The organism is Streptomyces gilvus, assembly GCF_022513565.1.
Lineage (GTDB): Bacteria > Actinomycetota > Actinomycetes > Streptomycetales > Streptomycetaceae > Streptomyces > Streptomyces gilvus.
Window position 1 is genome coordinate 18,121 of sequence record NZ_JAKWBE010000010.1, and the last position, 24,800, is coordinate 42,920.

24 protein-coding genes are annotated in these 24,800 nt (G+C 69.9%); 11 read left to right on the forward strand and 13 right to left on the reverse strand.

Going from position 1 to position 24,800, the window contains the following annotated elements:
* Positions 1-28 precede the first annotated feature (28 nt).
* Genes MKW14_RS17225 through MKW14_RS17275 form a run of 11 tightly spaced genes read right to left on the reverse strand, consistent with a single transcriptional unit; the run spans position 29 to position 13,755 of the window.
* Entirely contained in the window at positions 29-2,302 is a 2,274-nt protein-coding gene (locus tag MKW14_RS17225) for a glycosyltransferase family 4 protein (protein WP_240863427.1), read from the reverse strand.
* Positions 2,299-3,570: a polysaccharide pyruvyl transferase family protein gene (locus MKW14_RS17230; protein ID WP_240863428.1), complete on the reverse strand. Its 1,272-nt coding sequence runs from the start codon at positions 3,568-3,570 to the stop codon at positions 2,299-2,301. The genes MKW14_RS17225 and MKW14_RS17230 overlap by 4 nt, the downstream gene beginning before the upstream one ends.
* A complete protein-coding gene (locus MKW14_RS17235) occupies positions 3,567-4,700 on the reverse strand; it encodes a glycosyltransferase (protein WP_240863429.1) in 1,134 nt (377 codons plus the stop codon). Before MKW14_RS17235 ends, MKW14_RS17230 begins: the two co-directional genes overlap by 4 nt.
* A complete protein-coding gene (locus MKW14_RS17240) occupies positions 4,697-6,067 on the reverse strand; it encodes a lipopolysaccharide biosynthesis protein (protein WP_240863430.1) in 1,371 nt (456 codons plus the stop codon). The genes MKW14_RS17235 and MKW14_RS17240 overlap by 4 nt, the downstream gene beginning before the upstream one ends.
* The gene (locus MKW14_RS17245; RefSeq protein ID WP_240863431.1) at positions 6,064-6,558 is read right to left on the reverse strand and encodes a hypothetical protein; all 495 of its coding nucleotides are present in this window, start codon (positions 6,556-6,558) and stop codon (positions 6,064-6,066) included. The genes MKW14_RS17240 and MKW14_RS17245 overlap by 4 nt, the downstream gene beginning before the upstream one ends.
* Positions 6,555-7,727 (reverse strand): glycosyltransferase family 4 protein, encoded by a 1,173-nt coding sequence (locus MKW14_RS17250; RefSeq protein ID WP_240863432.1) that lies wholly within the window; start codon positions 7,725-7,727, stop codon positions 6,555-6,557. Before MKW14_RS17250 ends, MKW14_RS17245 begins: the two co-directional genes overlap by 4 nt.
* Positions 7,724-10,075 carry a DUF2206 domain-containing protein gene (locus MKW14_RS17255; protein WP_240863433.1) on the reverse strand — a complete coding sequence of 784 codons (2,352 nt, stop codon included), beginning with the start codon at positions 10,073-10,075 and terminating at the stop codon, positions 7,724-7,726. Before MKW14_RS17255 ends, MKW14_RS17250 begins: the two co-directional genes overlap by 4 nt.
* Positions 10,072-11,181: a glycosyltransferase family 4 protein gene (locus MKW14_RS17260; protein ID WP_240863434.1), complete on the reverse strand. Its 1,110-nt coding sequence runs from the start codon at positions 11,179-11,181 to the stop codon at positions 10,072-10,074. Before MKW14_RS17260 ends, MKW14_RS17255 begins: the two co-directional genes overlap by 4 nt.
* On the reverse strand, positions 11,178-11,969 hold the full coding sequence (locus MKW14_RS17265; protein ID WP_240863435.1) for a polysaccharide deacetylase family protein: 792 nt from the start codon (positions 11,967-11,969) through the stop codon (positions 11,178-11,180). The genes MKW14_RS17260 and MKW14_RS17265 overlap by 4 nt, the downstream gene beginning before the upstream one ends.
* The gene (locus MKW14_RS17270; RefSeq protein ID WP_240863436.1) at positions 11,966-12,463 is read right to left on the reverse strand and encodes a hypothetical protein; all 498 of its coding nucleotides are present in this window, start codon (positions 12,461-12,463) and stop codon (positions 11,966-11,968) included. Before MKW14_RS17270 ends, MKW14_RS17265 begins: the two co-directional genes overlap by 4 nt.
* Entirely contained in the window at positions 12,460-13,755 is a 1,296-nt protein-coding gene (locus MKW14_RS17275) for a glycosyltransferase family 2 protein (protein ID WP_308314604.1), read from the reverse strand. The genes MKW14_RS17270 and MKW14_RS17275 overlap by 4 nt, the downstream gene beginning before the upstream one ends.
* A 436-nt stretch (positions 13,756-14,191) precedes the next feature.
* On the opposite strand from MKW14_RS17275, the gene MKW14_RS17280 reads away from it, so the two are divergent.
* The 6 genes from MKW14_RS17280 (at position 14,192) to MKW14_RS17305 (ending at position 20,836) form a co-directional block, all read left to right on the forward strand.
* A complete protein-coding gene (locus MKW14_RS17280) occupies positions 14,192-14,746 on the forward strand; it encodes a DUF1707 and DUF4190 domain-containing protein (RefSeq protein ID WP_240863438.1) in 555 nt (184 codons plus the stop codon).
* Between the two features lie 314 nt (positions 14,747-15,060).
* Entirely contained in the window at positions 15,061-15,432 is a 372-nt protein-coding gene (rpsL, locus tag MKW14_RS17285; RefSeq protein ID WP_003948652.1) for a 30S ribosomal protein S12, read from the forward strand.
* Positions 15,433-15,434: 2 nt separating this feature from the next.
* Complete coding sequence (rpsG, locus tag MKW14_RS17290; protein ID WP_003998848.1) at positions 15,435-15,905, forward strand: 30S ribosomal protein S7; 471 nt, start codon at positions 15,435-15,437, stop codon at positions 15,903-15,905.
* A gap of 39 nt (positions 15,906-15,944) precedes the next feature.
* On the forward strand, positions 15,945-18,071 hold the full coding sequence (gene fusA, locus MKW14_RS17295; RefSeq protein WP_240863439.1) for an elongation factor G: 2,127 nt from the start codon (positions 15,945-15,947) through the stop codon (positions 18,069-18,071).
* Between the two features lie 170 nt (positions 18,072-18,241).
* Entirely contained in the window at positions 18,242-19,435 is a 1,194-nt protein-coding gene (tuf, locus tag MKW14_RS17300; RefSeq protein WP_240863440.1) for an elongation factor Tu, read from the forward strand.
* A gap of 261 nt (positions 19,436-19,696) precedes the next feature.
* Positions 19,697-20,836: an acyltransferase family protein gene (locus MKW14_RS17305; protein ID WP_240863441.1), complete on the forward strand. Its 1,140-nt coding sequence runs from the start codon at positions 19,697-19,699 to the stop codon at positions 20,834-20,836.
* A gap of 37 nt (positions 20,837-20,873) precedes the next feature.
* Here the strand turns inward: MKW14_RS17305 and MKW14_RS17310 are convergent, their stop codons facing one another.
* Both MKW14_RS17310 and MKW14_RS40910 read right to left on the reverse strand, forming a co-directional pair.
* On the reverse strand, positions 20,874-21,323 hold the full coding sequence (locus MKW14_RS17310) for a hypothetical protein (protein WP_240863442.1): 450 nt from the start codon (positions 21,321-21,323) through the stop codon (positions 20,874-20,876).
* 15 nt (positions 21,324-21,338) lie between these two features.
* The gene (locus MKW14_RS40910) at positions 21,339-21,473 is read right to left on the reverse strand and encodes a hypothetical protein (RefSeq protein WP_276620984.1); all 135 of its coding nucleotides are present in this window, start codon (positions 21,471-21,473) and stop codon (positions 21,339-21,341) included.
* Between the two features lie 392 nt (positions 21,474-21,865).
* Between MKW14_RS40910 and rpsJ the strand changes: the two genes are divergently transcribed.
* Genes rpsJ through rplB form a run of 5 tightly spaced genes read left to right on the forward strand, consistent with a single transcriptional unit; the run spans position 21,866 to position 24,795 of the window.
* Positions 21,866-22,174, forward strand: a complete 309-nt coding sequence (rpsJ, locus tag MKW14_RS17315) for a 30S ribosomal protein S10 (RefSeq protein WP_003948644.1) — start codon at positions 21,866-21,868, stop codon at positions 22,172-22,174.
* Positions 22,175-22,191: 17 nt separating this feature from the next.
* Complete coding sequence (rplC, locus tag MKW14_RS17320; protein WP_208777383.1) at positions 22,192-22,836, forward strand: 50S ribosomal protein L3; 645 nt, start codon at positions 22,192-22,194, stop codon at positions 22,834-22,836.
* An 8-nt stretch (positions 22,837-22,844) separates the two neighbouring features.
* Positions 22,845-23,501, forward strand: a complete 657-nt coding sequence (gene rplD / locus MKW14_RS17325; protein WP_208777382.1) for a 50S ribosomal protein L4 — start codon at positions 22,845-22,847, stop codon at positions 23,499-23,501.
* A complete protein-coding gene (gene rplW, locus MKW14_RS17330) occupies positions 23,501-23,920 on the forward strand; it encodes a 50S ribosomal protein L23 (protein ID WP_133043291.1) in 420 nt (139 codons plus the stop codon). The genes rplD and rplW overlap by 1 nt, the downstream gene beginning before the upstream one ends.
* Positions 23,921-23,958: 38 nt before the next feature.
* Positions 23,959-24,795, forward strand: a complete 837-nt coding sequence (rplB, locus tag MKW14_RS17335) for a 50S ribosomal protein L2 (RefSeq protein ID WP_240863443.1) — start codon at positions 23,959-23,961, stop codon at positions 24,793-24,795.
* Positions 24,796-24,800: the final 5 nt, after the last annotated feature.

Consider the following 24,800-nt stretch of genomic DNA (forward strand, 5'->3'; position numbering starts at 1 on the left):
CAGGGGTGGCCGCCCTTCGGCGTTTAGGTCAGGCGAGCGACTTGAACAGCCGCAGGTACTGGTCCGTCAGCGCCGGCCAGGCGAACCTCTCGACGGCGCTGCGCCTGCCCGCCGTCCCCAAGCGGTCGGCGAGGGCGCCGTCCGTCAGGATCCGGCGGCAGGCGGCTGCCAGGGCGTCCGGGTCGCCGGGTGGGACCAGCACACCGTCGTGCTCGTCCCGGACGACGTGGGGGATACCACCGACGGCCGAACCGACGACGGGCGTGCCACAGGCCATCGCCTCGGCGAGGACCATTCCGAAGGACTCGGCCTCGGTGCGGGACGGCAGCACGACGACCGCGGCCTGCCGCAGGACGTCGACCAGTGCTTCGCCCGTCAGCTCGCCCGCCGTCGTCACCCGGTCCTCCACCGCCAGCCGGGCCGCCCGTTGCAGGTGGTCCGGTACGGCATCGCCGCCGCCGACCAGGATCAGCTCGGTGTCGTCGTCGAGCCGCGCGAACGCCTCCAACAGGACGTCGACACCTTTCCAGGCCGAGGTGCGGTCCATGCGGCCCACGTACACGACGGTGCGAGGGCGGCCCGAGGGCGGCACCGGGCCAGGGGTGAACCGATCAATGTCCACGCCGGGGGTGATCTGGACGGCACCGGCCCGCCCGGCGGCCAGCGACACGGGGGAGACCGCGACCAGGGTCTCGACCCTGTCGAACACCCGCGGCAGCACATGACGTTCGTACAGGTCGATGACCCGGTCCACGGCGCCGGACGTACCCTTGCGCATGGATCCGGCGTGGTAGGTCAGGACCGCCGGGCGCCTGCCGCTGAGCGTCACGGCCACGTCCCCCAGGCCCGGTACCGGTGCGTGCGCGTTGACCACGTCGACCCGCATCCTGCGCATCCAGCGGCGGAGCTGGAGCGGCCACAGCGGGCTCATGGGGGTGTTGGACAGCCTCGCCCAGGTCCCGAGCCTGACCACGGGTACGCCACCGTCAACGGTGACGCGAGTGCGGCGGCCCGCGGTGTTCGTGGTGATCACCACCGCGCGCAGCGCCGGATCGTCGGCGACGGCACGCGTGATACGGGCGGCGTAGTTCTCCACTCCGCCCACTTTCGGCGGGTAGTACGGGGCGACGACGGCCACCGTCCGTGTCCTGCGCCGGCGCAGCACCCGGTCGAAGATCTCCTCGGTGCGGTCCGCCTGCCGCGTCCAGCTCAGCTCGCGCTCGGTGTGCCGCCGCCCGGAGGCGCCGAGCCGCTCCGCCAGGCCGTCCTCCGTCAGCACCCGCCGCAGCGCGGCGATCAGCCCCTCGTGGTCGCCGGGCTCGACGAGCAGCCCGTTGCCCTCGTGCCGGACGAGGGAAGGGATCCCGCCGACCGGGGTCGTGACGACGGGCCGCCCACTCGCCATCGCCTCGACGAGCACGCTCGGGAAGCTGTCGTACGAGGTGGGCAGCGCCAGCACCCGGGCCCTGCGGTACGCCTCGGCGAGGCGGTCGCCGTCCAGCCGGCCGGTGAAGGTCACGCGGTCGGCCAGTCCCAGTTCGCCGGCCAGGCGCCGGTAGCCGTCGGCGGCCGAACCGGCGCCCACCACGTCCAGGCGCACGCCGGGGACGGACGGACGTAGCCCGGCCACCGCCCGCATCAAGTCCGCCAGCCCCTTGTAGCTGGTCACCTGTTCCAGCGACCCGGCGAACAGGATGCGCGGCTCGGCGGGCACGGCGCTCGGCGTGAACGTCGTCAGGTCGACGCCCGGGGAGATGGTCGTCGTGCGCCCGGCGAACAGGCTCGGCAGATCGGCGGCGACGTAGTCGGAGGAGCAGATGATCTCCTGGGCGCGGTGGGCGGTGTCGGCCAGCACGGTCCGCTCGTACGCGGCGAGTGCGAGGTCCGGGACGAGGCGGCCCTTGCGCATCCTGCCGGTGTGATAGGTGAGCACGAACGGTGTGCCGGTGCCCGCGGCGTGGGCGGCGGTGTCCGCGAAGAACGGCACCGGGGCGTGACCGTTGACGAGGGCCACGTCCTCGTCGTCGATGATCTGACGCAGCATCCGCCGCCAGCCGGTGCCGTAGGGCGTGCGGGACAGGCGCAGTGGGGCCGGCAGCCGGTAGACGGTCGCTCCGCCGGGCCCGTCCTCGCTGCGTCCGGGCTCGCTGCCGGGCACCCCCGTGGTCGCGGTGGTGGCGATGACCACCCGGTGGCCGTGCCGGACCCGCAGTTCCCTCGCGAGATGCCAGACGTACTGCTCGACACCGCCGACGGACGGGGGGAAGTAGGGCGTGGCGAGGAGGATGGACCGGTCGCTCACCGGGCTGCCTCGCGCAGCACGGTCACGAACTCCCCGGCCCGCTCGGCGTATTCGGGCAGGGTGTCGTCCAGGTGCTTGCGATAGGCGGGACCGGCCTCGATGAGGCGGTCGAGCGGGCCGGTGAGAACGTCGTCGCGCACGTCGCTCATGCGGATGACCCATTCGCCCAGGCCCAGGTCCTCCATGATGCCCCGGGTCTTGTGGTCGTACTCGATGGCGAGGCAGGGCACATGGGCGGTGAGGCCGAAGATGACGGAGTGGAAACGGGTGCCGAGGATGAAGTCGGCGGTGCCGTAGAGGGCATGGACGTCATGGTGGTCGAGGGCCGCGTCGTCCAGGACGTGCAGACCCTCGCGGGGACCGGTGAGGTGGGCGATCCGGGCGTTGACGATGCGGTCGTCGTCGGCCTGGAAGGCACAGGTGACCTGGGGAACGAGGACGACGGCGGCACCCCCGCCGAGGAGGTGCCGGATGGCCGTGGCCATGGCCGCCTCGTAGCGGGCCTGTTCGGCGGGCGCCAGATGGCGGCGTGCGGTGACGAGGACCAGGCGGCGGTCCTCGGATATGCCGAGTTCCGCGCGCCAGGCCCGCCGGGACGTGCTGCGGAAGGCGAAGGCGCTGTCGACGCCGCGTACGACGGGGGGTGAGGTGACCCCGGCCTCGGCGAGCCGGGTGACGCTGATCTCCTCGCGCGCCGACGCCGTCGCGGCGGCCCCGACGACGCGCCGGACCATGCGCCGCTGCCGGGCGCGCGGGAACGGCCCGTAGGACTGGGGGCCCAGCACGGTCCGTACGCCGGCCCGCTGGGCGAGCCGGAGCGGGAGCAGCAGGAAGGCGATGTTCAGGTCGGAGGGCAGGTCGGCGCGGGCGTTGAGGTAGCCGCCGCCCAGCGACAGGACGAGGTCGGCGCCCGTGACGGCTTCCACCTCGGCCCGCATCTCGGCGGGCAGCAGCCGGGCCGCACGGCGTACCAGCCGTCCGCCCCCGGGCAGCGCGGCGATCCCGGCCAGCCCGGCGGCGGCCAGTTTGCGCGCGATCCGCGTGAGCCGGCCCGCCTCCTCGTCGCCCACGTACCGGCGGATCGACCCGATGTTCCGCGCACCGTCGAACTCGGCCCAGACCGCCGGGTGTTCGAACCCGGCGATGAGCACCTCGGCGCCGGGGAACGCCTCCCGGACCTGCGCGACGGCGACGCTCAGCAGGGCCGCGTCCCCACGGTTGCCGCGCTCGAACGCGTTGACGATGACGACTTTGCTGACGTCCTTCATCTCCCAGCCACTCCTTCGTAGTGCTCCTCCAGGGCGTCGAGGAAGGTCTCCACCCCGTACCGCCCGGCGCGTGCCGCCGAGGCCGCGCCCATCCGCTCCAGCACGTCCCGCCGGCCGAGCAGGGCGTCCAGCGCGGACGCCAGGGCCGCGGCATCGCCCGCCGGCACCAGCGCCCCGTTGTCGTCACCGACCAGTTCGGGCAGTCCACCGACCCGGGAGGCGACGAGCGGGCGGCCCATCCGCAGGGCTTCCAGGGCCACCGTGGGGAAGTTCTCGGGCCACAGGGAGGGCAGGACGACGACCGAGGCGGAGGCCAGCCGGTCGGAGACCCCCGCCGGTTCCTGCCAGCCGGTGAAGGACACGCCTGGTCCGGCCAGCCCCTCCAGGCGGGCCCGGTCCGGGCCGTCGCCGACGACGGTGAGCCGGCCGCGGCCGAGCCGCCGGAAGGCGTCCAGCAGCACATCCACGCCCTTGACCCGTTCCAGCCGGCCCACGAACAGCACGTGGTCGAGGGCTTCGAGGGGTCGGGCCGCCCCCTCGGCCTCGATGCCGTTGGGCAGCACATGCACGGGCACCCGCCGCCCCACGTCGGTCCGGACGGCCTCGGCGAAGTACGCGCTGGGTGCGAGGACCCGGTCCACGCGACGCAGCCTCGGCAGGTACGCGGGCCGCTGCACGCAGCGCAGATACATGTACCGGGCGGTGTCCGCGGCCGACAGCCGCCCGGTGACCGCGCTCGGCAGGTTCCAGCGCAGCAGCTTCCGCGTCCAGTCCTCCGGGCCGTGCAGGGTGAGGACGCGCGGTGTGCCGGACGTGGCCGAGAGCACGGCGGGGCTGAACTCGCCGATGGTGTGCAGGTGTACGCAGTCGGGCCGGAACTCCCGCACCACGTCACGGACCTGGCGGTGCGCCCGTCCGTACCAGAACTTCCGGGCGAACCGTCTGACGGGGTGTCCGGCGATGGCCGGGACGAGGTCGTCGGCGAAGACCCGCTGCCCCTGGGAGAGCAGGTCGGTCGCGAGGACCCGTACCTCGTGGCCGCGCGCGCCCAGCCCCTCCGCGATCAGCCGGACGCTCTTCTCGGCGCCTCCGGCCTCGTATCCGATGTTGACGATCTGCAGGATCCTCACGACGACCCGCCCCCCTTGCGCTTGTGGCGGCGGTGCCGCCCTTTGTACGGCTCCCGCATGCCGCTCCACAGCAGGCCCAGGCCCGCCACGGCTCCCGACGCGAGATTTCCCACGCCCCAGGCGATGCCCGCCCACTCCAGGCCGTGGTCCAGCCGCGCCAGGGCGATGACGAGCATGACGACGACCAGGACGAGGTTCGACACGACCATGGCGACGAGCTGGCGCGTGACCTTGAGCAGGAAACTGGCCCAGGTGTTGAAGGCCACGGCCAGGGCACCCACGGTGAACACGGTCAGCGTCTGCCGGCCGTCGGTGGCGTACTCGGGGCCGAAGAGCCGAAGGACCGGTCCCGCCAGCGCCACGACGAGCACCACCGCCGGGACGGTGACGGCGAAGATGGCCTTGGCGGACCGCCGGGCGATCGGGCCCAGCTGCGCCCCCTGCTGGGAGCCCTCCGCGAACAGGGCCTCGCCGATCGCGTACGAGGCTGAGTTGACCAGGTTCGCGATCTGGAAGGCGACGAAGTAGGTGGCCGCGGGCACGGGGCCCAGGGTCTGCAGGACGACGATGGGCAGCACGATCTGCGGGATGAGGTTGAGGCTGCCCGACAGATAGCTGCTCAGCGAATAGCCGAGTGTGGAACGGAACGTCCGCCAGGAGAACGACGGTCGCACGCGCACCCGCAGCACGCGCCGGATCGCCACCACGCTCGCCGTGGCCGCGACCGCCGAGGCGACCCCGCTCGCCGCGAAGATCCCGAACGGGCCGAGGCCGACGAACAGCACCGGCATGCCCAGCTTGACCACGCTCATCAGCCCGCCGTTGACCGCCAGGTTGACCTTGGCCGCCCGGAAGGCGACGAAGACGGAGTCGGTCAGGAGGTTCACGGCGGCTCCCGCCGCGAGGACCACGAAACCGACCGCGTGCAGCGGTGAGGCGTGCAGGAAGTCCAGTTGGGGCGCGGCCCAGGGCACGACCACCACGAAACCGCCCGAGATGACACAGGCCGCGAGCACCACCGTGCTGATGGCGGTGCTGGTCTCCTCGGCCTGCCGGGTGCTGGTCGGAAGGTGCCGCACCAGGGTCGAGCTGAGGCCGAAGAGGCTGAAGTACGACAGCAGTGACGCACTCGACAGCAGGGAGGAGGCCCGGCCCACGTCGGACGCCGGGAAGAGGCGGGCGACGAGGATCCAGAAGAGGAATCCCGCGCCCGCGCCGAGCGCGGTGGTCGCGATGAGGAAGAAGGAGTTGAGCATCAGCGGATCGCGTGCCGTCGCGGCCAGACGCGCGATCGCCCCGGGCGTCGTGGGGGGACGGCCGGGGACGGTGTGCCCGGCCGGCCCGGTGGGGGGAGTGGTGGCGGTCATGCGGCCACACCTCCGGGGTCGCCGTCGAGGTCGCGGCGGCGAGCGGGGGGCGGGGCCTTGGTCCTGGCCAGCAGCAGCGCGACGGCTGAGGCGGCGAACGCCCAGGACGCCGTCTCACCTTCCCGGGGCACGTCGGCGAAGTGGGTGAGCGGACGCGCCATGGTGTAGGGGTGGGTGAGCGAGTTGACGCACAAGTAGGCCCAGGCGAGCAGCGCGTACGTGGCGGTGGTGCGCAGCAGCGCGAGGACCGCTCCCCGGGCCGGTGCCGGGCGCGACCACCACGTTCCATACACGGCCTGGAGCACGAACGCAGCCAGGGCCGACACCGCGAAACACACCGCCCCGAAGGTGTCCCGCCGGACGTGCAGCAGGGTGCTGACCGGGGCGGTGAGGTCGTCCGGGCGCAGGGCCGCGACCGCGGCGACGTAGAGCCAGCCGAGCAGGCCGTGGACCATGGCGGTCTCCAGGAACGCACGGGCGAGCCGCTTCACGTGACCGCCTCTGCGCGTTCTTCGCGATCCTCCGGGACGGTCCGGTCACCGGCCGCCGCACCGTAGTGGGTGAGGAGCCGTGCCGCATGCTCGCCCCAGGCGAAGCCGGTGGTGGCGTAGGTGTGCGAGTAGCGGCCCATGGCGGTGCGCAGGGCTTCGTCGTCCGCCAGCTCCCTCAGCGCCTCGCGCAACACGCCCGCGTCTCTGGGCAGCAGCCGCAGCCGGGTGCGGTCGAGTCCGTACGGCGCGTATCCCGGGTCGTCGGTCGTGACGACGGGCAGGCCGGAGGCCATCGCCTCCTGGACGGTCAGCGGGAAGCCCTCGGCGGTGGAGGGCAGGGCGAAGACGTCGCAGGCCCGGTACAGGTCGGCCAGTTGGTCGGGGGACAGGGCCCCGAGATGCCGCACACCGGGCCGGTCGGCGGTCGTCTCGCTGCCGCTTCCCGCGAAGACCAGGTCGTAGGAGGCCGGGTCGGCGGCGCTCAGTAGCAGGTCGTATCCCTTCTTCGGCACCAGCCGCCCCACGAACAACACCAGGGCGCGGCCGAGGGGCAGCGCGAACCGCTCGCGGGCGGCGTCCCGTTCGGCGGGGGTACGGGCGGGCCGGAAGGTCCCGGTGTCGACTCCGTTGAAGAGATACCGGACGGTGGCGGGGCGGGCGCCGCGCTCGGCCACGAACGCGGCGACCCGGTCGTTGAGGACCAGCACGCGGCGGGCCCGGCGCAGCAGAGGGCGGCCGGCCACCGCGTACACCGCGCGCTGGACGGCGCGCACGAGCGCGGAGGGATGCTCGACGAGGGCCACGTGCTGGGTGAGCACCTGCGGCGTGCGGGTGAGTGCCGCGGCCAGGCCCGCCGCCCAGGAGGTCATGTACAGGCAGTCGTGGACGTGGACCACGTCCGCCCACCGGGCCCAGCGCAGGGCCGCGCCGAGCAGGCGCGGCGAGAGCACGGGGAAGGGCACCCCGGCCCGTGCCTCGGCCCCGTTCCAGGCGGCGACACGCACCACCCGCACCCCGTCCTCGACGGTGGTGGCGGTCTCGGCGCCACTGGTCAGCACCGTGACCTCGGCACCCGCGCGGGCGAGGTGGACCGCCTCGCTGCGCACGACGTTCTCGATGCCCCCGACATGCGGCGGGTAGTAGTGGCTCACCAGGAGTACGCGCGTCATCGGTAGATCTCCGCCCCCCCGTTGCTGTACAGCTTGTTCTTCGTGGCGTCCAGGAGCTCCGTCGGATAGAGGTACGTCACCAGGTCGCCGCGATAGAAGGTGGTGGCCTGGTCCTTGGTCACCGTCGTCGTGCCGAGGAAGACATAGCTGTGCGAGCCGACGAGCGCCGGGAAGATGTCGTTCTGGGCGCGGCCCCGGATCAGCGTCTGGAGCCGGCTGAAGGTGTACCGGTCGGTCTGTACCTCGGACTGCACATCGGCCCGCTGGGCGTCGGTGGCCCGGGTCTGTACCCAGCGGATAGCGCTCCGCTCCTCCGGATGGACGTAGTAGATGTCGTAGTACTGCCCGGTGTTGGCCAGGTGCAGCTGGGCCGGGTAGCCGCCGAGCAGTTTGGGGACCACGCCGGTCAGGTCCAGCAGCAGGCCGAGGGCGAGGGCGCTCGCCGCCGGGACCGCCCATCGGCCCGACCAGCGGAACAGCCACAGGGAGCCGGCGGCGACGAACGGGGCGAAGAAGAACAGGCCCTGCTGGAAGGCGCGCAGCACGCCGTAGTCGACCGACAGCTGGGGCAGCACCGTCAGCAGTCCGATGATCGCGATCATGCCGATGGAGAGCGTCACCTGGTCCCGGCTCGGCCGGAACCCGGGCCGGGCCCGGCGGCCGCGGACGCGGCGCCGGATGACGGCGGTGGCGAGTCCGACCATCAGCAGCACCTGCAGGAGCCGGGCGGCGGACGCGCGGACCAGCCCGTTGGCCGCGCGCACGTCGATTCCCGCCTTCTCCAGCAGCCGTCCGGCGGAGGTCAGCGGCAGGTTCGGCTGCTCGGCCACGACCCTGACCGGGTACTTGTCGATCGTGCTCAACGGCAGGTAGTCGCCGGCCGCTCGGCCTGCCCGGGTCTGCCGGATGGTGTCGGCACGGTAGTCCTTCAGCCGCTGTTCGGCGCTGACCGTCGCGCCGCTGAAGAGGCTGTACGACACGTCGGACGACGCGGTGTCCTCCGGGGCGCCGCCCACCAGCTCGCGAACGGTGATGGACAGGGTGCTGTGCAGCTGCCCCGTGGTGTGGGTCACGGGCCCCGACCAGACGAACGCGGCCAGGGCCGAGGCGGCCACCATCCACCAGGTGACGAAGGAGCGCCCGGCCGGCCGGGCCCTGCGCAACCGGCCCCAGAGGCGCCAGATCAGGTCGGTGCCGAGTGCCAGGCCGAGGACGGCGACGATGACGTACGTGGTGGAGTAGTGCGACAGCACGATGCCGGCCACCATGACGATGAACATGACGCGTCGCCCGGCCAGTGGCCGTCCGCTGTCGGTCACCACGACCATCGCGCAGCCGAGGAAGAAGAACGCCACCTCCTGGCGGCCCAGAAACGTCATGTCGGTGAAGAACGTCGGGAAGAGCATCAGGTAGACGGCCGACAGCAGCGCGATGATCTGCGGCGCCACGTTCCGCACCGACCGGTACACCAGCACGGGCGTCAGCGCGAACAGCAGCGGCAGCAGCACCTTGAACACGTAGGTCCCGGGAATCCCGGTCAGCCGGGTCAGCGCGGTCGGCAGCAGCACGATGCTCAGGCAGGCGTTGTACGGGTCGGGGAACGCGCTGATGTCCCAGTGCGCGTTGTCGGCGGCCAGCCGGAAGACCTCGTACTCGCGCTGGATGTCGTGTCCGGTGATGTACCAGCCGCGCAGCGAGGTCAGCAGCAGGATCCCGGCCGCCGCGAAGAACAGCCCCAGTTCGAGCACGGCGGCTCCGTAGCGTCCCCGCCGCACCAGCAGCAGCACGAGCAGCGCGGCGACCGCGAGCAGCCCGGCCACGGCGACGGTTCCGGTGAGGCCGTTGTTGAGCCGGACGGGCCCGGCCACGCACAGCGCGATCACGCCGAGTCCGAGGGGCAGCACGGTACCGAGTCCGTGCAGGTTCGCGTGGAGGGCCGGCCGCTGCCGGGCGGCGGGGCCCTCCGACGGAGTCCCGAGGACGGGGGAGGGCCGCCACAGCCTGCCCGTGACGACCGTGAGACCCGTCATGTGGACGAGCGCCCCGAGAGCGAGCGGCAGTCGTTCCAACGGCCTCGACACACCCGCCCACGGCAGCAGCGTGTTCACCACGAGCGGTACGGCGATGGCGCCGCCCACGGCCAGCCCGAGAGCGATCAGCAGCTGCCCGTCCCGGGTCGAGGCGGCCCGCCCGGCCACGCCGGAGGCGTACCAGACGGCCGTCGGGCCCCCGACCAGCAGCCAGAGCCCGGCGGGAGTCAGCAGGAACACCGGCGTCCCCGGCAGCACCTCCAGCAGGGCGGCCAGCGCGGTGGCGAGGAGGAGCACGAGTCCCCGGCGGCGGCTCATCGCGCGACCTCGCCGTAAACGGTGTCGTAGATGTCCTCGACCCGTCGGACGACCGCGTCCCAGGTGTGCCCGAGCGCAGCCTGCGAACTGCGCCGGGCCAGCGTGGTGCGCAGACGTTCGTCGCCGGCCACCGTGTCGACGGCCTCGGCCAACGCCTCGGGTGAGGGGGCGGACAACAGCCCGACATCGCCGAGGAGTTCGGTGTTGCCGGGGACGTCGGTGGCGATCACCGGGAGGGCGGCGGCCATGGCCTCCAGCGCGACCAGCGGCATGCCCTCCTTGTCGGACGGAAGGACGAACGCGTCGGCCTCCCGGTAGGCGCGGATCAGGGCGTCGCCGAGGCGAGGGCCGTCGAACTCGACGTCGCGCAGCCCCAGGAGGGCGGCTCGCGCCTCCAGTTCGGCCCGGTCCTCTCCGTCGCCCACGATGCGCAGCCGTACCGGCTCGCGGATCAGGGCCATGGCGTCCAGCAGCCGGTCGACGCGCTTCTGCGCGCTGAGCCGGCCGACGTACAGCAGTTTCAGCGGCTCGCCGGCGGGGCGGGACGCGCGAACCGGCATGAAGTAAGCGGATCCGACACCGTTCGGGACGACGAAGACGCGCTCCGGCCGCACCCGGTACGTCCGGCGCACGAACTCCGCCTGAGCCTCGGTCAGCACCAGCACCCCGGCCGCCGCCCGAAGGACCCGTCCGAAGACGTGCCGTTTGTACGCCGGCAGGAGCCGGCCGAAACGTCCCGAGGCGTCCACGTCCAGGTGGAAGTGGAGCAGGAACCGCTGTCCGCGCAGCCGGGCGACCGCCGCGACCAGCTCCGGCAACAGCGCGTGCGCCGAGTGCAGGTGCAGGACGGAGTGGCGCGGGGACCTCAGCAGCGAGACGGCCAGCCCCGGGGCGAGCGGCGTGTGCGCGACCTCGACCGACCGGTGCCGCAGGACCCGGACCCCGCCCGCGCGGGTGCGGCGGGCGGCGTCCTCCGAGCCGATGGTGGTGGTGAGGACCCGTACGTCATGGCGGGCGCCGAGCCCGTCGGCGAGGTTCTCCACGACCCGTTCCAGGCCCCCGAGATGGGGCGGGTAGTAGGGGGTGATCTGGAGGACGGTGGTCATGCGGCCGCCCCCGTTCCGGTGTCCGACGAGTCCTCGCCGGTCTCCGAGCGCCTCGGCGTTCCGCCCGCGAGCCCGGCCAGTTCCCCGTTGGTCGCGTACTGGACGCCTTCCGCCGAGCGGCCGCCGATGTGCGCGAGCACCCGCTCGAGGCGGGACCAGTCGCCCCGGGCGTCGACCTCCCAGCTGTGGCCCCACAGGTGGAAGACGCCGCCCTGCCGGCGGCACAGCTCGAACCAGTGGATGGCCAGCTCGTCCCACTCGAGGTAGAGCCGTGCCGCCCGCCACGGCCGGCCCCCGGCGAGTCGCAGTGCCAGGGGACCGTCCACCCGGTGGGCGTACGCGTTGACCGTCGTCGTCATCTCCAGCAGCGGACCGGTCCTGAGCGAGCTGCGTCGCACCGTCCGGGCGACCGTGAAACCGGCCTTCCGCGCCTGTTCGACGTGCAGCGGGGTGTACTCGCCGCGTGGGTAGCAGAAGCTCGTGACCGCCGTACCGACGATGTCCTCGACCTCGGTCTTTCCGGCCTCGATCTCCTCGCGGGCCGCGGCTTCGGATATCAGGGGCAGCCTCTGGTGGCTCAGGGTGTGTCCGCCGACCTCGAAGCCGCGCTCGGCCAACTCCCGTATGCCCTGTGCCGGGAGACGGTCGGCGGGGTCGAACTCGATGTTGCGGGGCGCGATGTAGAAGGTGCCGGGCACACCGTGTGCGGTCAGCAGGTCGGCGAGGCGTGGGTCGAGCCGGTGTCCGTCGTCCCAGCTGGTGGTGACGACGGTGCGGGAAGCCGTCATTCGGTGCCCCTGAGGTCGTAGTGGAGTGTCTGCCCGCGGTCGAGCAGGGCGACGCGCACAACGGCCGCCCGCCGAACGTACGGGAGCCGGACGGTGGTGTTCTGCGGCACGTCGGTGTGGCGCGGGGTGAGGGTGAGGGTGGTCGTCGCGGTGGTTCGTCCCGCCGCGGTGACGAGCTGGACCCGCAGCCGGTACGGGCTCGGGTGCGGGCCGTGCTCCACTACCGAGAGCGGTACGACGACGGTGCCACGGGCGGCCACGGGGGCCCGCGTGAAGTACAGCTCGGTGTACTCGCTGGGCAGCCGGGTGAAGGAGGCGGCCAGCTCCTTGCGCACCGGCGGCGTCGCCCATGCCGCGACCGCGAGGGCCAGGGCGACGGCCACGGCGGCGACGATCCGGCGAGGCGTCCAGAACGCCCCCTGGGCATGCCGACGGCGGCGGTGCCCCGCCCGGGGCCCCGCCGTCCGCTGGTCCGCGTCAGCCAGTCGACTCATGCGGTGGTTCCGAACTCCCCTGCTGGCGACGCGGTGACGGTACCGGTGGCGGCGGACTGGGTGAGAGTGACGGTCTGGACGACGGCCGCCCGCGGTCTGCGGAACCGGTGGTGGAAGAGCTGCCGCATGTTGGCCATGCCGTCGGGCAGCGCGTTGAGCTTCACCTCACCGCCGCGCTTGCGGTACTCGATCGGCACTTCGAGAGTGTGGAAACCGGCCAGTACCGCCGCGTTCTTGATTTCCTGCGAAAAGGCCATGCCGGTCGATCTGACGTCGATGCCGTGCCAGACATAGCGGCGGAAGACCCACATCCCGGACTGCGAGTCGCGCAGTCCGTTCCGGAACAGCATGCGACTCACCCCGCTGAGGGCATGGTTGGCGACCGTGTGGGAACGCTTCATGGCCTGCGCGTTCGGGCGGACCAGCCGGTTCGTCGTCAGGAACTCGATCCCCTGTTCCTCCAGCGTGGTGAGAAGGCCCGGGAGCGCGTCGAAGGGGTACGTACGGTCCGCGTCCCCGGTGGCGACGACGTCGCCGGTCGCCGCCGCGAACCCGGCGTGGTAGGCGTTCCCGTAGCCTCGCGCGGGCTGGTACACGACCCGGGCCCCCAGCTCCCGGGCGACGTCTCCGGTGCCGTCCGTGGACGCGTTGTCGACCACGACCACCTCGGTCCGCCAGCCGGCCGTGGCGAGTGCGTCGACCGGGATGGTCTTCATGACCGGCGCGAGATTGGGCGCCTCATTGAGTGCGGGAATTACTATGGACAACGTCTTCACGAAGGCCCCCCAATGGCCGCGGAGCAGCCGGAAAATGGCACGGCTGAACTGAACAATGTGACGGTGAATGCTTTCCGGCAGCATGAGACGACAGCCGGACAACTGAATTCCCACGACTGTTCCGGCGGCGGGGGCGGGCCCCGAATGCGAAGACGGCCGTGCCCTGGAGATGTCGGACCCATGGGTGCGGGTACGCGGGAAATCCCAGGTTGACGCAGGTGGAGGCCCTGTCCCGAGGTATGCAGATGCCTCAGGAAAACCGGCAACGACGGCGGTTTTAACGGCCTTGGTGACAAGGGCACGTCGACGAACGGCCCATGAGCGCTTTCTTTCCCCCTCTCCCCCTCCCCAGGGGGTACGCGCGCCTGTTGTTTCAGACGGCACGCGAATGAGTGCTCCGAACACCGAGTGGAGTTCGAAACCGAAAGGAAGCTTACGGCGAATGTGGGGGTTGTGTGTGCGACTCATAGGGGATGTGTGGCCTCGCCGGGCGGCGGGCCCTCCGGCGCGCCACATCGCCGTAACGTCCGCCCGCCCGGTCGCGGGGGTGGTCGCACCTGCCCGGTCGTCGTGACCGGAGGTCCGGTGCGGGGCTTTTTCGCAGGTCGGCGGCACTTACCCCGACATCAGTGGGTGCTTCGTGCCCATCGGGACCAAAACCGCCGCATGGTGCCCAAGGGGCGGCACATCGAACCTGTGTCCCCTGTTACCCGGAGTAGCCAGTTATCTAATATTTACAAACAGTTTGAACTCTCAAATGGTGCAAATAATCCACAATCGGTCATGCGTGGGGTGGTGATCGCCCGCGCAATCAGTCGGCCGGCAGCCCGAGTTGACGAAGGGGGGTGAGGCGCCCCCCGCCGGAAGCCGTCCCTCTCTGTGGGAACCCGTGGCGAAAGTGGGGCGTTGGAGGATGATGGAGGCGTTCATTCGCTTTTGGGGGGAGGCGCCCGTGTCTCAACCGACTCCATGGCAGCCGTGGCAGTCGGGGCAAGGTGTCCCGCAGCCGTGGCAGTCCCACACCACCTCCTCCATGCTCGCCTCGCACGCCGACCGCGAGCGGGCCGTCGACGTGCTCAGAGCCGGGTACGGGGAGGGGCGGCTGGAGCACTCCGAGTTCGAGAAGCGGGTGGCGCGGGCCTACGCGGCGCGGACGGTGGGGGAGCTGGCCCTGCTGGTCGGCGACCTGCCCACCGGTCCCGTACCGCAGCCGGCGCCCCTGACGGCCGTACCGCCCCTGCCGCGGACGTTCCTGCCCGTCGCGCGGCCGCAGACGAACGGGAAGGCTGTGGGAGCCGCCGTGTGCGGGCTGCTGTGCGTGCCGACGCTGGGGCTGACCGGGATCCCGGCGGTGATCCTCGGTCACACCGCGCGCGCCGAGATCGAGCGGACCGGCGAGGCCGGCGAGGGGCTCGCCATGACGGGGCTGGTGCTGGGCTGGCTGTCGACCGCCGGCTGGGCCCTGGTGCTGACCCTGCTCATCGCCGTGTCGCTGGCGTCCGGCTAGCGTCCGCACGTGTCCGGGACGTGAAATCGAAGATCACGTACGGCGTAGGGGTTGACATGTTCCGCATGGTGATGCGGGCGGGGCCCATTTGTTTTGACCGCAGCGAATGCGGTAGGTACGCTCAGACCTTGTGCCTGGGGTGTGCCCTGGCTCTTGTGCGTGCCATCAACCGCATAGCGAGCCGCTACTGGCCACCGTAATCTGTGCCCTTTTGCCTTGCGGCGGGAGTCTGCCGGATTCGACACACCCGACCGCGTGGGTCGGCGACGTTCCAGGTTAGCTGTACCCATCGGCACACAGAAACCGGAGAAGTAGTGCCTACGATCCAGCAGCTGGTCCGCAAGGGCCGGCAGGACAAGGTCGAGAAGAACAAGACGCCCGCACTCGAGGGCTCCCCTCAGCGCCGGGGCGTCTGCACGCGTGTGTTCACGACCACCCCGAAGAAGCCGAACTCGGCCCTGCGTAAGGTCGCGCGTGTGCGTCTGACCAGCGGGATCGAGGTCACGGCCTACATTCCGGGTGAGGGACACAACCTGCAGGAGCACTCCATCGTGCTCGTGCGCGGCGGCCGTGTGAAGGACCTGCCGGGTGTTCGCTACAAGATCATCCGCGGCTCGCTCGACACCCAGGGTGTCAAGAACCGCAAGCAGGCTCGCAGCCGTTACGGCGCCAAGAAGGAGAAGTAAGAATGCCTCGTAAGGGCCCCGCCCCGAAGCGCCCGGTCATCATCGACCCGGTCTACGGTTCTCCTCTGGTGACCTCCCTGATCAACAAGGTGCTGCTGAACGGCAAGCGCTCGACTGCCGAGCGGATCGTTTACGGCGCCATGGAGGGCCTGCGCGAGAAGACCGGCAACGACCCGGTCATCACCCTCAAGCGCGCTCTCGAGAACATCAAGCCGACCCTCGAGGTCAAGTCCCGCCGTGTCGGTGGCGCCACCTACCAGGTGCCGGTCGAGGTCAAGCCCGGCCGCGCCAACACCCTGGCGCTGCGCTGGCTGGTCGGTTACTCCCGCGCCCGTCGCGAGAAGACCATGACCGAGCGTCTGCTCAACGAGCTTCTCGACGCTTCGAACGGCCTCGGTGCGGCCGTCAAGAAGCGCGAGGACACGCACAAGATGGCCGAGTCCAACAAGGCCTTCGCGCACTACCGCTGGTAGTCGCTACCCACATCGAGACCGAGAGAAGACTGAAGCCTTATGGCTACCACTTCACTTGACCTGGCCAAGGTCCGCAACATCGGGATCATGGCCCACATCGACGCGGGCAAGACGACCACCACCGAGCGGATCCTGTTCTACACCGGTGTGTCCTACAAGATCGGTGAGGTCCACGACGGCGCTGCCACCATGGACTGGATGGAGCAGGAGCAGGAGCGTGGCATCACGATCACCTCTGCTGCCACCACCTGTCACTGGCCGCTGGAAGACGTCGACCACACCATCAACATCATCGACACGCCGGGCCACGTCGACTTCACCGTCGAGGTGGAGCGTTCGCTGCGTGTGCTCGACGGTGCCGTGACGGTGTTCGACGGCGTCGCCGGCGTCGAGCCCCAGTCCGAGACGGTGTGGCGTCAGGCGGACCGCTACGGCGTTCCGCGTATCTGCTTCGTGAACAAGCTCGACCGCACGGGCGCCGAGTTCCACCGCTGCGTGGACATGATCTCGGACCGCCTGGGCGCTCAGCCGATCGTCATGCAGCTCCCGATCGGTGCCGAGGCCGACTTCAAGGGCGTCGTGGACCTGGTCCGCATGAAGGCGCTCGTCTGGTCCGCCGAGGCCACCAAGGGCGAGATGTACGACGTCGTCGACATCCCGGACACGCACACCGAGGCTGCCGAGGAGTACCGCGGCAAGCTGCTGGAGGCCGTGGCCGAGAACGACGAGGAGATCATGGAGCTGTACCTCGAGGGCGTCGAGCCCACCGAGGAGCAGCTGTACGCCGCGATCCGTCGTATCACCATCGCGTCCGGCAAGTCCAAGGACACCACGGTCACCCCGGTGTTCTGCGGTACCGCGTTCAAGAACAAGGGCGTCCAGCCCCTGCTCGACGCGGTCGTGCGCTACCTGCCCTCCCCCCTGGACGTCGAGGCCATCGAGGGCCACGACGTGAAGGACCCGGAGGTCGTGGTCAAGCGCAAGCCGTCCGAGGACGAGCCGCTGTCCGCGCTGGCGTTCAAGATCATGAGCGACCCGCACCTCGGCAAGCTCACCTTCGTCCGGGTCTACTCGGGCCGCCTGGAGTCCGGCACCTCGGTGCTGAACTCCGTCAAGGGCAAGAAGGAGCGCATCGGCAAGATCTACCGCATGCACGCGAACAAGCGTGAGGAGATCGACTCGGTGGGCGCCGGCGACATCATCGCCGTCATGGGTCTGAAGCAGACCACGACCGGTGAGACGCTGTGCGACGACAAGGCCCCGGTGATCCTGGAGTCCATGGACTTCCCGGCGCCGGTCATCCAGGTCGCCATCGAGCCCAAGTCGAAGGGCGACCAGGAGAAGCTGGGCGTCGCGATCCAGCGCCTGGCCGAGGAGGACCCGTCCTTCCAGGTCCACTCGGACGAGGAGACCGGCCAGACCATCATCGGTGGTATGGGCGAGCTGCACCTCGAGGTGCTGGTCGACCGTATGCGCCGCGAGTTCAAGGTCGAGGCCAACGTCGGCAAGCCGCAGGTGGCCTACCGCGAGACGATCCGCAAGGCCGTCGAGCGCGTCGACTACACGCACAAGAAGCAGACCGGTGGTACGGGTCAGTTCGCCAAGGTCCAGATCGGCATCGAGCCGATCGAGGGCGGCGACGCCTCGTACGAGTTCATCAACAAGGTGACCGGTGGCCGCATCCCCAAGGAGTACATCCCCTCGGTGGACGCGGGCGCGCAGGAGGCCATGCAGTTCGGCATCCTCGCCGGTTACGAGATGACCGGTGTCCGTGTGATCCTGCACGACGGTGCCTACCACGAGGTCGACTCCTCCGAGCTGGCCTTCAAGATCGCCGGTTCGCAGGCCTTCAAGGAGGCCGCGCGCAAGGCCAGCCCCGTGCTGCTCGAGCCGATGATGGCCGTCGAGGTCACCACGCCTGAGGACTACATGGGTGAGGTCATCGGCGACATCAACTCCCGCCGTGGCCAGATCCAGGCCATGGAGGAGCGGGCCGGTGCCCGCGTCGTGAAGGGCCTCGTGCCCCTCTCGGAGATGTTCGGTTACGTCGGCGACCTGCGCAGCAAGACGTCCGGCCGGGCCAGCTACTCCATGCAGTTCGACTCCTACGCCGAGGTTCCGCGGAACGTCGCCGAGGAGATCATCGCGAAGGCCAAGGGCGAGTAAACGCACCGCGTTAACGCACCGCGTTCACACGCCGTAGGCTTGACTCCGGAGCCTGCCGGGGCATTCCTCCCCGATCGTGGGGGAATGCCCCGGGGCCCGGGCACTGACAGCAAAGATCACCTGGCGCCGATGAAGTAAGGCGTACAGAACCACTCCACAGGAGGACCCCAGTGGCGAAGGCGAAGTTCGAGCGGACTAAGCCGCACGTCAACATCGGCACCATCGGTCACATCGACCACGGTAAGACGACCCTCACGGCCGCCATTACCAAGGTGCTGCACGACGCGTTCCCGGACCTGAACGAGGCCTCGGCGTTCGACCAGATCGACAAGGCTCCCGAAGAGCGCCAGCGCGGTATCACCATCTCCATCGCGCACGTCGAGTACCAGACGGAGACCCGTCACTACGCCCACGTCGACTGCCCCGGTCACGCGGACTACATCAAGAACATGATCACGGGTGCGGCGCAGATGGACGGCGCCATCCTCGTTGTCGCCGCCACCGACGGCCCGATGCCGCAGACCAAGGAGCACGTGCTCCTGGCCCGCCAGGTCGGCGTTCCGTACATCGTCGTCGCCCTGAACAAGGCCGACATGGTGGACGACGAGGAGATCCTGGAGCTCGTCGAGCTCGAGGTCCGTGAGCTGCTCTCCGAGTACGAGTTCCCGGGCGACGACGTTCCGGTCGTCAAGGTCTCCGCGCTCAAGGCGCTCGAGGGCGACAAGGAGTGGGGCCAGTCGGTCCTGGACCTGATGGCCGCCGTCGACACCGCGATCCCGGAGCCGGAGCGCGACGTCGACAAGCCGTTCCTCATGCCGATCGAGGACGTCTTCACGATCACCGGTCGCGGTACGGTCGTCACCGGCCGTATCGAGCGTGGTGTCCTGAAGGTCAACGAGACCGTGGACATCATCGGCATCAAGAACGAGAAGACCACCACCACGGTCACCGGCATCGAGATGTTCCGCAAGCTGCTCGACGAGGGCCAGGCCGGTGAGAACGTCGGTCTGCTCCTCCGTGGCATCAAGCGCGAGGACGTCGAGCGCGGCCAGGTCATCATCAAGCCGGGCTCGGTCACCCCGCACACCGAGTTCGAGGCGCAGGCCTACATCCTCTCCAAGGACGAGGGTGGCCGCCACACGCCGTTCTTCAACAACTACCGTCCGCAGTTCTACTTCCGTACGACGGACGTGACCGGCGTCGTGACCCTCCCCGAGGGCACCGAGATGGTCATGCCGGGTGACAACACCGAGATGAAGGTGGAGCTCATCCAGCCCATCGCCATGGAAGAGGGCCTGAAGTTCGCCATCCGTGAGGGTGGCCGGACGGTCGGCGCCGGCCAGGTCACGAAGATCAACAAGTGACTCTGAGCCGCTAGGCCTCTGAGAGGGCCCGTACGACGTCGGTCGTACGGGCCCTTTCGCGTGCCTGTGCCTTTTCGCCAGCCCGGCGCGCGGCCACGCGATGGTCGGCCGGTGAAGTCTCGGCAAACCTTGCGGGACGTGTCGTCGAGAGTTGGACCAACTCCCGGCCTCCGGTGCCCCGATTGTTCGCGTGTGTTCGCTGTGGGGTGGTTGTGACGTCCTAGCGTGGACAGGCAGAAACAGGCAGACAGGGGGACGTGCATGTCCGTGATGGCCGACCGGCCGACGCAGCAGCTGCGCGTGGTGCGGGTGCCCCGTCCCGCCGACCCGCCGCGCCGGGAACGGCCGCGGCTGTACGCCATCGACGGCATCCGGCTGGCGGCCGCGCTGATGGTCGCCGCGCACCACTACGTCGGCACCTGGCGGGTGAACCAGCCGGGCAACGCCATCTGGGACCGGCCGGTGTCCGACATCATGCCGACGGTGTTCCGCGTCGCGTCCTACGGCTGGATCGGCGTCGAGATCTTCTTCGTCATCAGCGGGTTCGTGATCTGCATGTCCTGCTGGGGCCGCAGTCCGCGCCAGTTCTTCGTCTCCCGGGTCATACGGCTCTACCCCGCGTACTGGTTCGCCATAGCCTTCACCACCGCCGTCCTGGTGCTGCTGCCCGGCGTCTGGGACCGGCTGCGGGCACGGGACGTGCTGCTCAACTTCACGATGCTGCAGGCCGGTTCGAACGTGGGCAACGTCGACGGCGTGTACTGGACCCTCTGGTCCGAGCTCCGCTTCTACCTGCTCTTCCTGCTCGTGGTCGCGACCGGGCTGACGTACCGCAAGGTCGTCGTCTTCTGCTGCGTCTGGGGCGCGGCGGCGATGCTGACGCCGGTGGCGGACTTCAAGCTCCTCACCCTGGTCGCGAATCCCGACGGCGCCTGGTACTTCATCGCCGGCCTCGCCCTCTACCTGATGTACCGCTTCGGCCAGGACCTGCTGCTGTGGGGCATCCTCGCGATGTCCTGGCTGATGGGGCAGCGGGAGCTCGGCAAACGGATCGACACCGTGGAGCACGTCTCCAGCTGGCGCGGGGCGCTGCTGATCTACACCGTGTTCCTGCTCGTCATGGTGGCGATCGCGCTCGGCGCGACGGACCGGGTCCGCTGGAAGTGGTTGGTGACGGCCGGCAGTCTGACGTACCCGCTGTACCTGATGCACTACGCGGCCGGTACGACGGTCATCAACCGCCTGAAGGACACGATGGACGCCCGCCTCCTGGTCGCCGCCGTCATCACCGGCTTCCTGCTCCTGAGCTGGCTGGTCCACCGCTTCGTGGAGGCACCGGTGGCCCGCCTGCTGAAACGGGGCCTGGAGACGTCGTTCGCCCGGCTGCGGAACCCGACATGATCATGTGATGGATTGGCGGTGGCCAAGGGCTCGAAGGTCACCGTCGAGGGCAAGGGCACCGGGGCGGGCTGGGCGTCACGCCGCCGTCCAGGCGGGCCTCGGCGATGTCGGCCAGGGCGATGACCTTGTTGGTGCGGTGGGCGGCGAGGATCGCGGCCGGGTCGTAGGCGACGTGCCGGTACGGCGAGCGGCCCGTGACGCCGGAACCGCCGAGCGAGTTGGCCACGCTGTCCATCGGCCCGCTCCGGACGCGCACCAGGGCGTCCGGAAGCAGCCACAGCTCACCGTGGATCCGGTCCAGCCGACCCGTCGTGCAGGTGGCGGCGAGCTGCCGGGCCGGCAGCAGGGCGAGGCGGCAGGCGCGGGAGACGGCCTCGTCGAGCAGCGCCTCCCAGGCCGAGGCGGTGCGTATGTGGCGGGGCTGTTGCGCGGTGTGGCTGTCGGAACGGAAGTACAGCTGCGCCTGGCCGGTGGGGCGCGGCTCCACGAAGAGCTCGACCCGTCAGCCGGCGCCTCTGAGGTGCACGCCCAGACGGTCGCCCGTCGCGCCCCACAGCGGGGGAGAGGGCCACAGACCGTCGGCCCGCGACCGCTGGATGCGCGGCTCCAGAAGCGGGGCCGCCGGCCGCAGGCCCATGTCGTTTCGCCCTCGTGTTTGACCTGCGTCACTCCCGGGGTATTGTCTCCGGCTCGATTGGCCAGGCCCCTGTCCCATATGGCAGACTGTCGGAGTTGCTCGGTCGAGTGTTGATGCTGCGCGCCTCCCGCCGGGGGGACCGGAAGCGAGTCCCACAGTACTCGTCGTCCTAACTGCCTGATGGCAGCGCTGGGGCGGACGTACGGGAATCTTCCGGGAAGTGTGGTGCGGCACTGGCCAGGCACCCGGTGAACCTCTTTCCCAGGCAAGGGATGTTCGAACAAGGGACATCTGTGTCAGTGAAAGCGCGACACGCCCGACCGCGTGGGTCGGAAGAAGTCAAGGGAACACCGGGTTCCAGAGCTGTAGAGAGACAGGACTACTGAGTAGCCATGGCGGGACAGAAGATCCGCATCCGGCTCAAGGCCTACGACCACGAGGTCATCGACTCCTCGGCGAAGAAGATCGTCGAGACGGTGACCCGCACTGGTGCGTCGGTCGCGGGCCCGGTGCCGCTGCCCACTGAGAAGAACGTGTACTGCGTCATCAAGTCGCCGCACAAGTACAAGGACTCGCGCGAGCACTTCGAGATGCGCACGCACAAGCGCCTGATCGACATCCTCGACCCGACGCCCAAGACCGTTGACTCTCTGATGCGACTCGACCTCCCGGCCGGTGTCGACATCGAGATCAAGCTCTGAGGGCCGGTGAGCTGAGAATGACCAAGCAGATCAAGGGCATCCTGGGCGAGAAGCTCGGCATGACGCAGGTGTGGGACGAGAACAACCGTGTTGTTCCGGTCACCGTCGTCAAGGCCGGCCCCAACGTCGTCACCCAGGTGCGTACGAACGACAGCGACGGCTACGAGTCGGTCCAGATCGCCTTCGGCGAGATCGACCCGCGCAAGGTGAACAAGCCCCTCAAGGGCCACTTCGCCAAGGCCGACGTCACCCCGCGCCGCCACCTCGTCGAGATCCGCACCGCGGACGCCGCCGAGTACACCCTCGGCCAGGAGATCACCGCCGAGGTGTTCGAGGCCGGCGTGAAGGTCGACGTCACCGGCAAGAGCAAGGGCAAGGGCTTCGCCGGTGTCATGAAGCGCCACAACTTCGGTGGCCTCGGCGCCGGTCACGGCACGCAGCGCAAGCACCGCTCTCCCGGTTCCATCGGTGGCTGCGCCACCCCGGGCCGTGTGTTCAAGGGCCTCCGCATGGCGGGTCGTATGGGCAACGAGCGGGTCACCACCCAGAACCTGACCGTCCACGCCGTTGACGCGGAGAAGGGTCTGCTGCTCATCAAGGGCGCGGTTCCCGGTCCGAACGGCGGCCTCGTCCTGGTCCGCACCGCGGCCAAGGGGGCCTGAGGTAACCGATGAGCACTGTTGACATCCTTTCGCCGGCGGGCGACAAGGCCGGTTCCGTCGAGCTCCCCGCGGAGATCTTCGGCGTTGAGAAGGTCAGCATCCCGCTGATCCACCAGGTCGTCGTCGCGCAGCTGGCCGCTGCCCGTCAGGGCACGCACAAGACCAAGACCCGTGGCGAGGTTCGCGGTGGCGGCAAGAAGCCGTACCGCCAGAAGGGCACCGGCCGCGCCCGTCAGGGCTCGACCCGCGCGCCGCAGTTCGCCGGTGGTGGCGTCGTGCACGGTCCCGTGCCGCGCGACTACTCGCAGCGGACCCCGAAGAAGATGAAGGCTGCCGCGCTGCGTCACGCCCTCACCGACCGGGCCCGCCACAACCGCATCCACGTCGTCTCCGGCGTCATCGAGGGCGACAGCCCCTCGACGAAGGCCGCCCGGACGCTGTTCGGCAAGATCTCGGAGCGCAAGAACCTGCTCCTGGTCGTCGAGCGCGCCGACGAGGCCGCGTGGCTGTCCGCCCGCAACCTGCCCCAGGTCCACATCCTGGAGCCGGGCCAGCTGAACACGTACGACGTTCTCGTCTCCGACGACGTGGTCTTCACCCAGGCCGCCTTCGAGTCCTTCGTGTCCGGCCCGAAGGCCAATGACACCGAAGGGAGCGAGGTCTGATGGCCATCCGTCACCCCGCCATTGCCTCCAAGGCCGCGAAGAAGGCCAAGGCCGCCCGCGTCGCCAAGGCGCGTCGCCACGCCGCCGAGGGCAAGAACACCGTCGAGACGCCGCTGAGCAAGTCGTACACGGACCCCCGTGACGTGCTGCTCAAGCCGGTCGTGTCGGAGAAGAGCTACGCGCTCCTGGACGAGAACAAGTACACGTTCATCGTCGACCCGAACGCCAACAAGACCCAGATCAAGCAGGCCGTCCAGGCGGTCTTCTCGGTCAAGGTCACCGGGGTCAACACGATCAACCGCATCGGCAAGCGCAAGCGGACCCGCACCGGCTTCGGCCAGCGTGCGGCCACCAAGCGCGCGATCGTGACCCTCGCCGAGGGCGACCGTATCGACATCTTCGGCGGTCCGACCGCGTAAGCGGGTCGGATCGTCCGATATCGGACGAGGACTGAGAAATGGGAATCCGCAAGTACAAGCCGACTACGCCGGGCCGTCGTGGTTCCAGCGTCGCCGACTTCGTCGAGGTCACGCGGTCCACGCCGGAGAAGTCGCTGGTCCGCCCCCTGCACAGCAAGGGCGGCCGTAACAACGCCGGTCGTGTGACCGTTCGCCACCAGGGTGGCGGACACAAGCGCGCCTACCGCGTGATCGACTTCCGTCGTCACGACAAGGACGGCGTGCCGGCGAAGGTCGCGCACATCGAGTACGACCCCAACCGCACCGCGCGCATCGCGCTGCTCCACTACGCGGACGGCGAGAAGCGCTACATCCTGGCGCCGAAGGGTCTGAACCAGGGCGACCGGATCGAGAACGGTCCCGGCGCCGACATCAAGCCCGGCAACAACCTGGCGCTGCGCAACATCCCGGTCGGTACGACGATCCACTCCGTGGAGCTTCGTCCGGGCGGCGGCGCCAAGTTCGCCCGCTCCGCCGGTGCCTCCGTGCAGCTGCTCGCGAAGGAGGGCTCGATGGCCCACCTCCGCATGCCGTCCGGTGAGATCCGCCTGGTCGACCAGCGCTGCCGCGCCACGGTCGGCGAGGTCGGCAACGCCGAGCAGAGCAACATCAACTGGGGCAAGGCCGGCCGCAAGCGCTGGCTGGGCGTCCGCCCGACCGTTCGCGGTGTGGCGATGAACCCGGTTGACCACCCCCACGGTGGTGGTGAGGGCAAGACCTCCGGTGGTCGCCACCCGGTCAGCCCCTGGGGTCAGAAGGAAGGTCGTACTCGTGCTCCCAAGAAGGCGAGCAACAAGTACATCGTCCGCCGCCGCAAGACGAACAAGAAGCGCTAGGAGCG

Excerpts from the sequence above, each read along its gene's own strand:
- rpsG (WP_003998848.1), top strand. The coding sequence starts at position 15,435 with ATGCCTCGTAAGGGCCCCGCCCCGAAGCGCCCGGTCATCATCGACCCG.
- fusA (WP_240863439.1), top strand. The coding sequence starts at position 15,945 with ATGGCTACCACTTCACTTGACCTGGCCAAGGTCCGCAACATCGGGATC.
- MKW14_RS40910 (WP_276620984.1), bottom strand. The coding sequence starts at position 21,473 with ATGGGCCTGCGGCCGGCGGCCCCGCTTCTGGAGCCGCGCATCCAGCGG.
- MKW14_RS17230 (WP_240863428.1), bottom strand. The coding sequence starts at position 3,570 with ATGAAGGACGTCAGCAAAGTCGTCATCGTCAACGCGTTCGAGCGCGGC.
- MKW14_RS17240 (WP_240863430.1), bottom strand. The coding sequence starts at position 6,067 with ATGACCGCCACCACTCCCCCCACCGGGCCGGCCGGGCACACCGTCCCC.
- MKW14_RS17260 (WP_240863434.1), bottom strand. The coding sequence starts at position 11,181 with ATGACCACCGTCCTCCAGATCACCCCCTACTACCCGCCCCATCTCGGG.
- MKW14_RS17250 (WP_240863432.1), bottom strand. The coding sequence starts at position 7,727 with ATGACGCGCGTACTCCTGGTGAGCCACTACTACCCGCCGCATGTCGGG.
- MKW14_RS17305 (WP_240863441.1), top strand. The coding sequence starts at position 19,697 with ATGTCCGTGATGGCCGACCGGCCGACGCAGCAGCTGCGCGTGGTGCGG.
- rplD (WP_208777382.1), top strand. The coding sequence starts at position 22,845 with ATGAGCACTGTTGACATCCTTTCGCCGGCGGGCGACAAGGCCGGTTCC.
- MKW14_RS17275 (WP_308314604.1), bottom strand. The coding sequence starts at position 13,755 with ATGTGGCGCGCCGGAGGGCCCGCCGCCCGGCGAGGCCACACATCCCCT.
- rplB (WP_240863443.1), top strand. The coding sequence starts at position 23,959 with ATGGGAATCCGCAAGTACAAGCCGACTACGCCGGGCCGTCGTGGTTCC.
- rpsJ (WP_003948644.1), top strand. The coding sequence starts at position 21,866 with ATGGCGGGACAGAAGATCCGCATCCGGCTCAAGGCCTACGACCACGAG.
- MKW14_RS17270 (WP_240863436.1), bottom strand. The coding sequence starts at position 12,463 with ATGAGTCGACTGGCTGACGCGGACCAGCGGACGGCGGGGCCCCGGGCG.
- rplW (WP_133043291.1), top strand. The coding sequence starts at position 23,501 with ATGGCCATCCGTCACCCCGCCATTGCCTCCAAGGCCGCGAAGAAGGCC.
- MKW14_RS17255 (WP_240863433.1), bottom strand. The coding sequence starts at position 10,075 with ATGAGCCGCCGCCGGGGACTCGTGCTCCTCCTCGCCACCGCGCTGGCC.
- rplC (WP_208777383.1), top strand. The coding sequence starts at position 22,192 with ATGACCAAGCAGATCAAGGGCATCCTGGGCGAGAAGCTCGGCATGACG.
- MKW14_RS17265 (WP_240863435.1), bottom strand. The coding sequence starts at position 11,969 with ATGACGGCTTCCCGCACCGTCGTCACCACCAGCTGGGACGACGGACAC.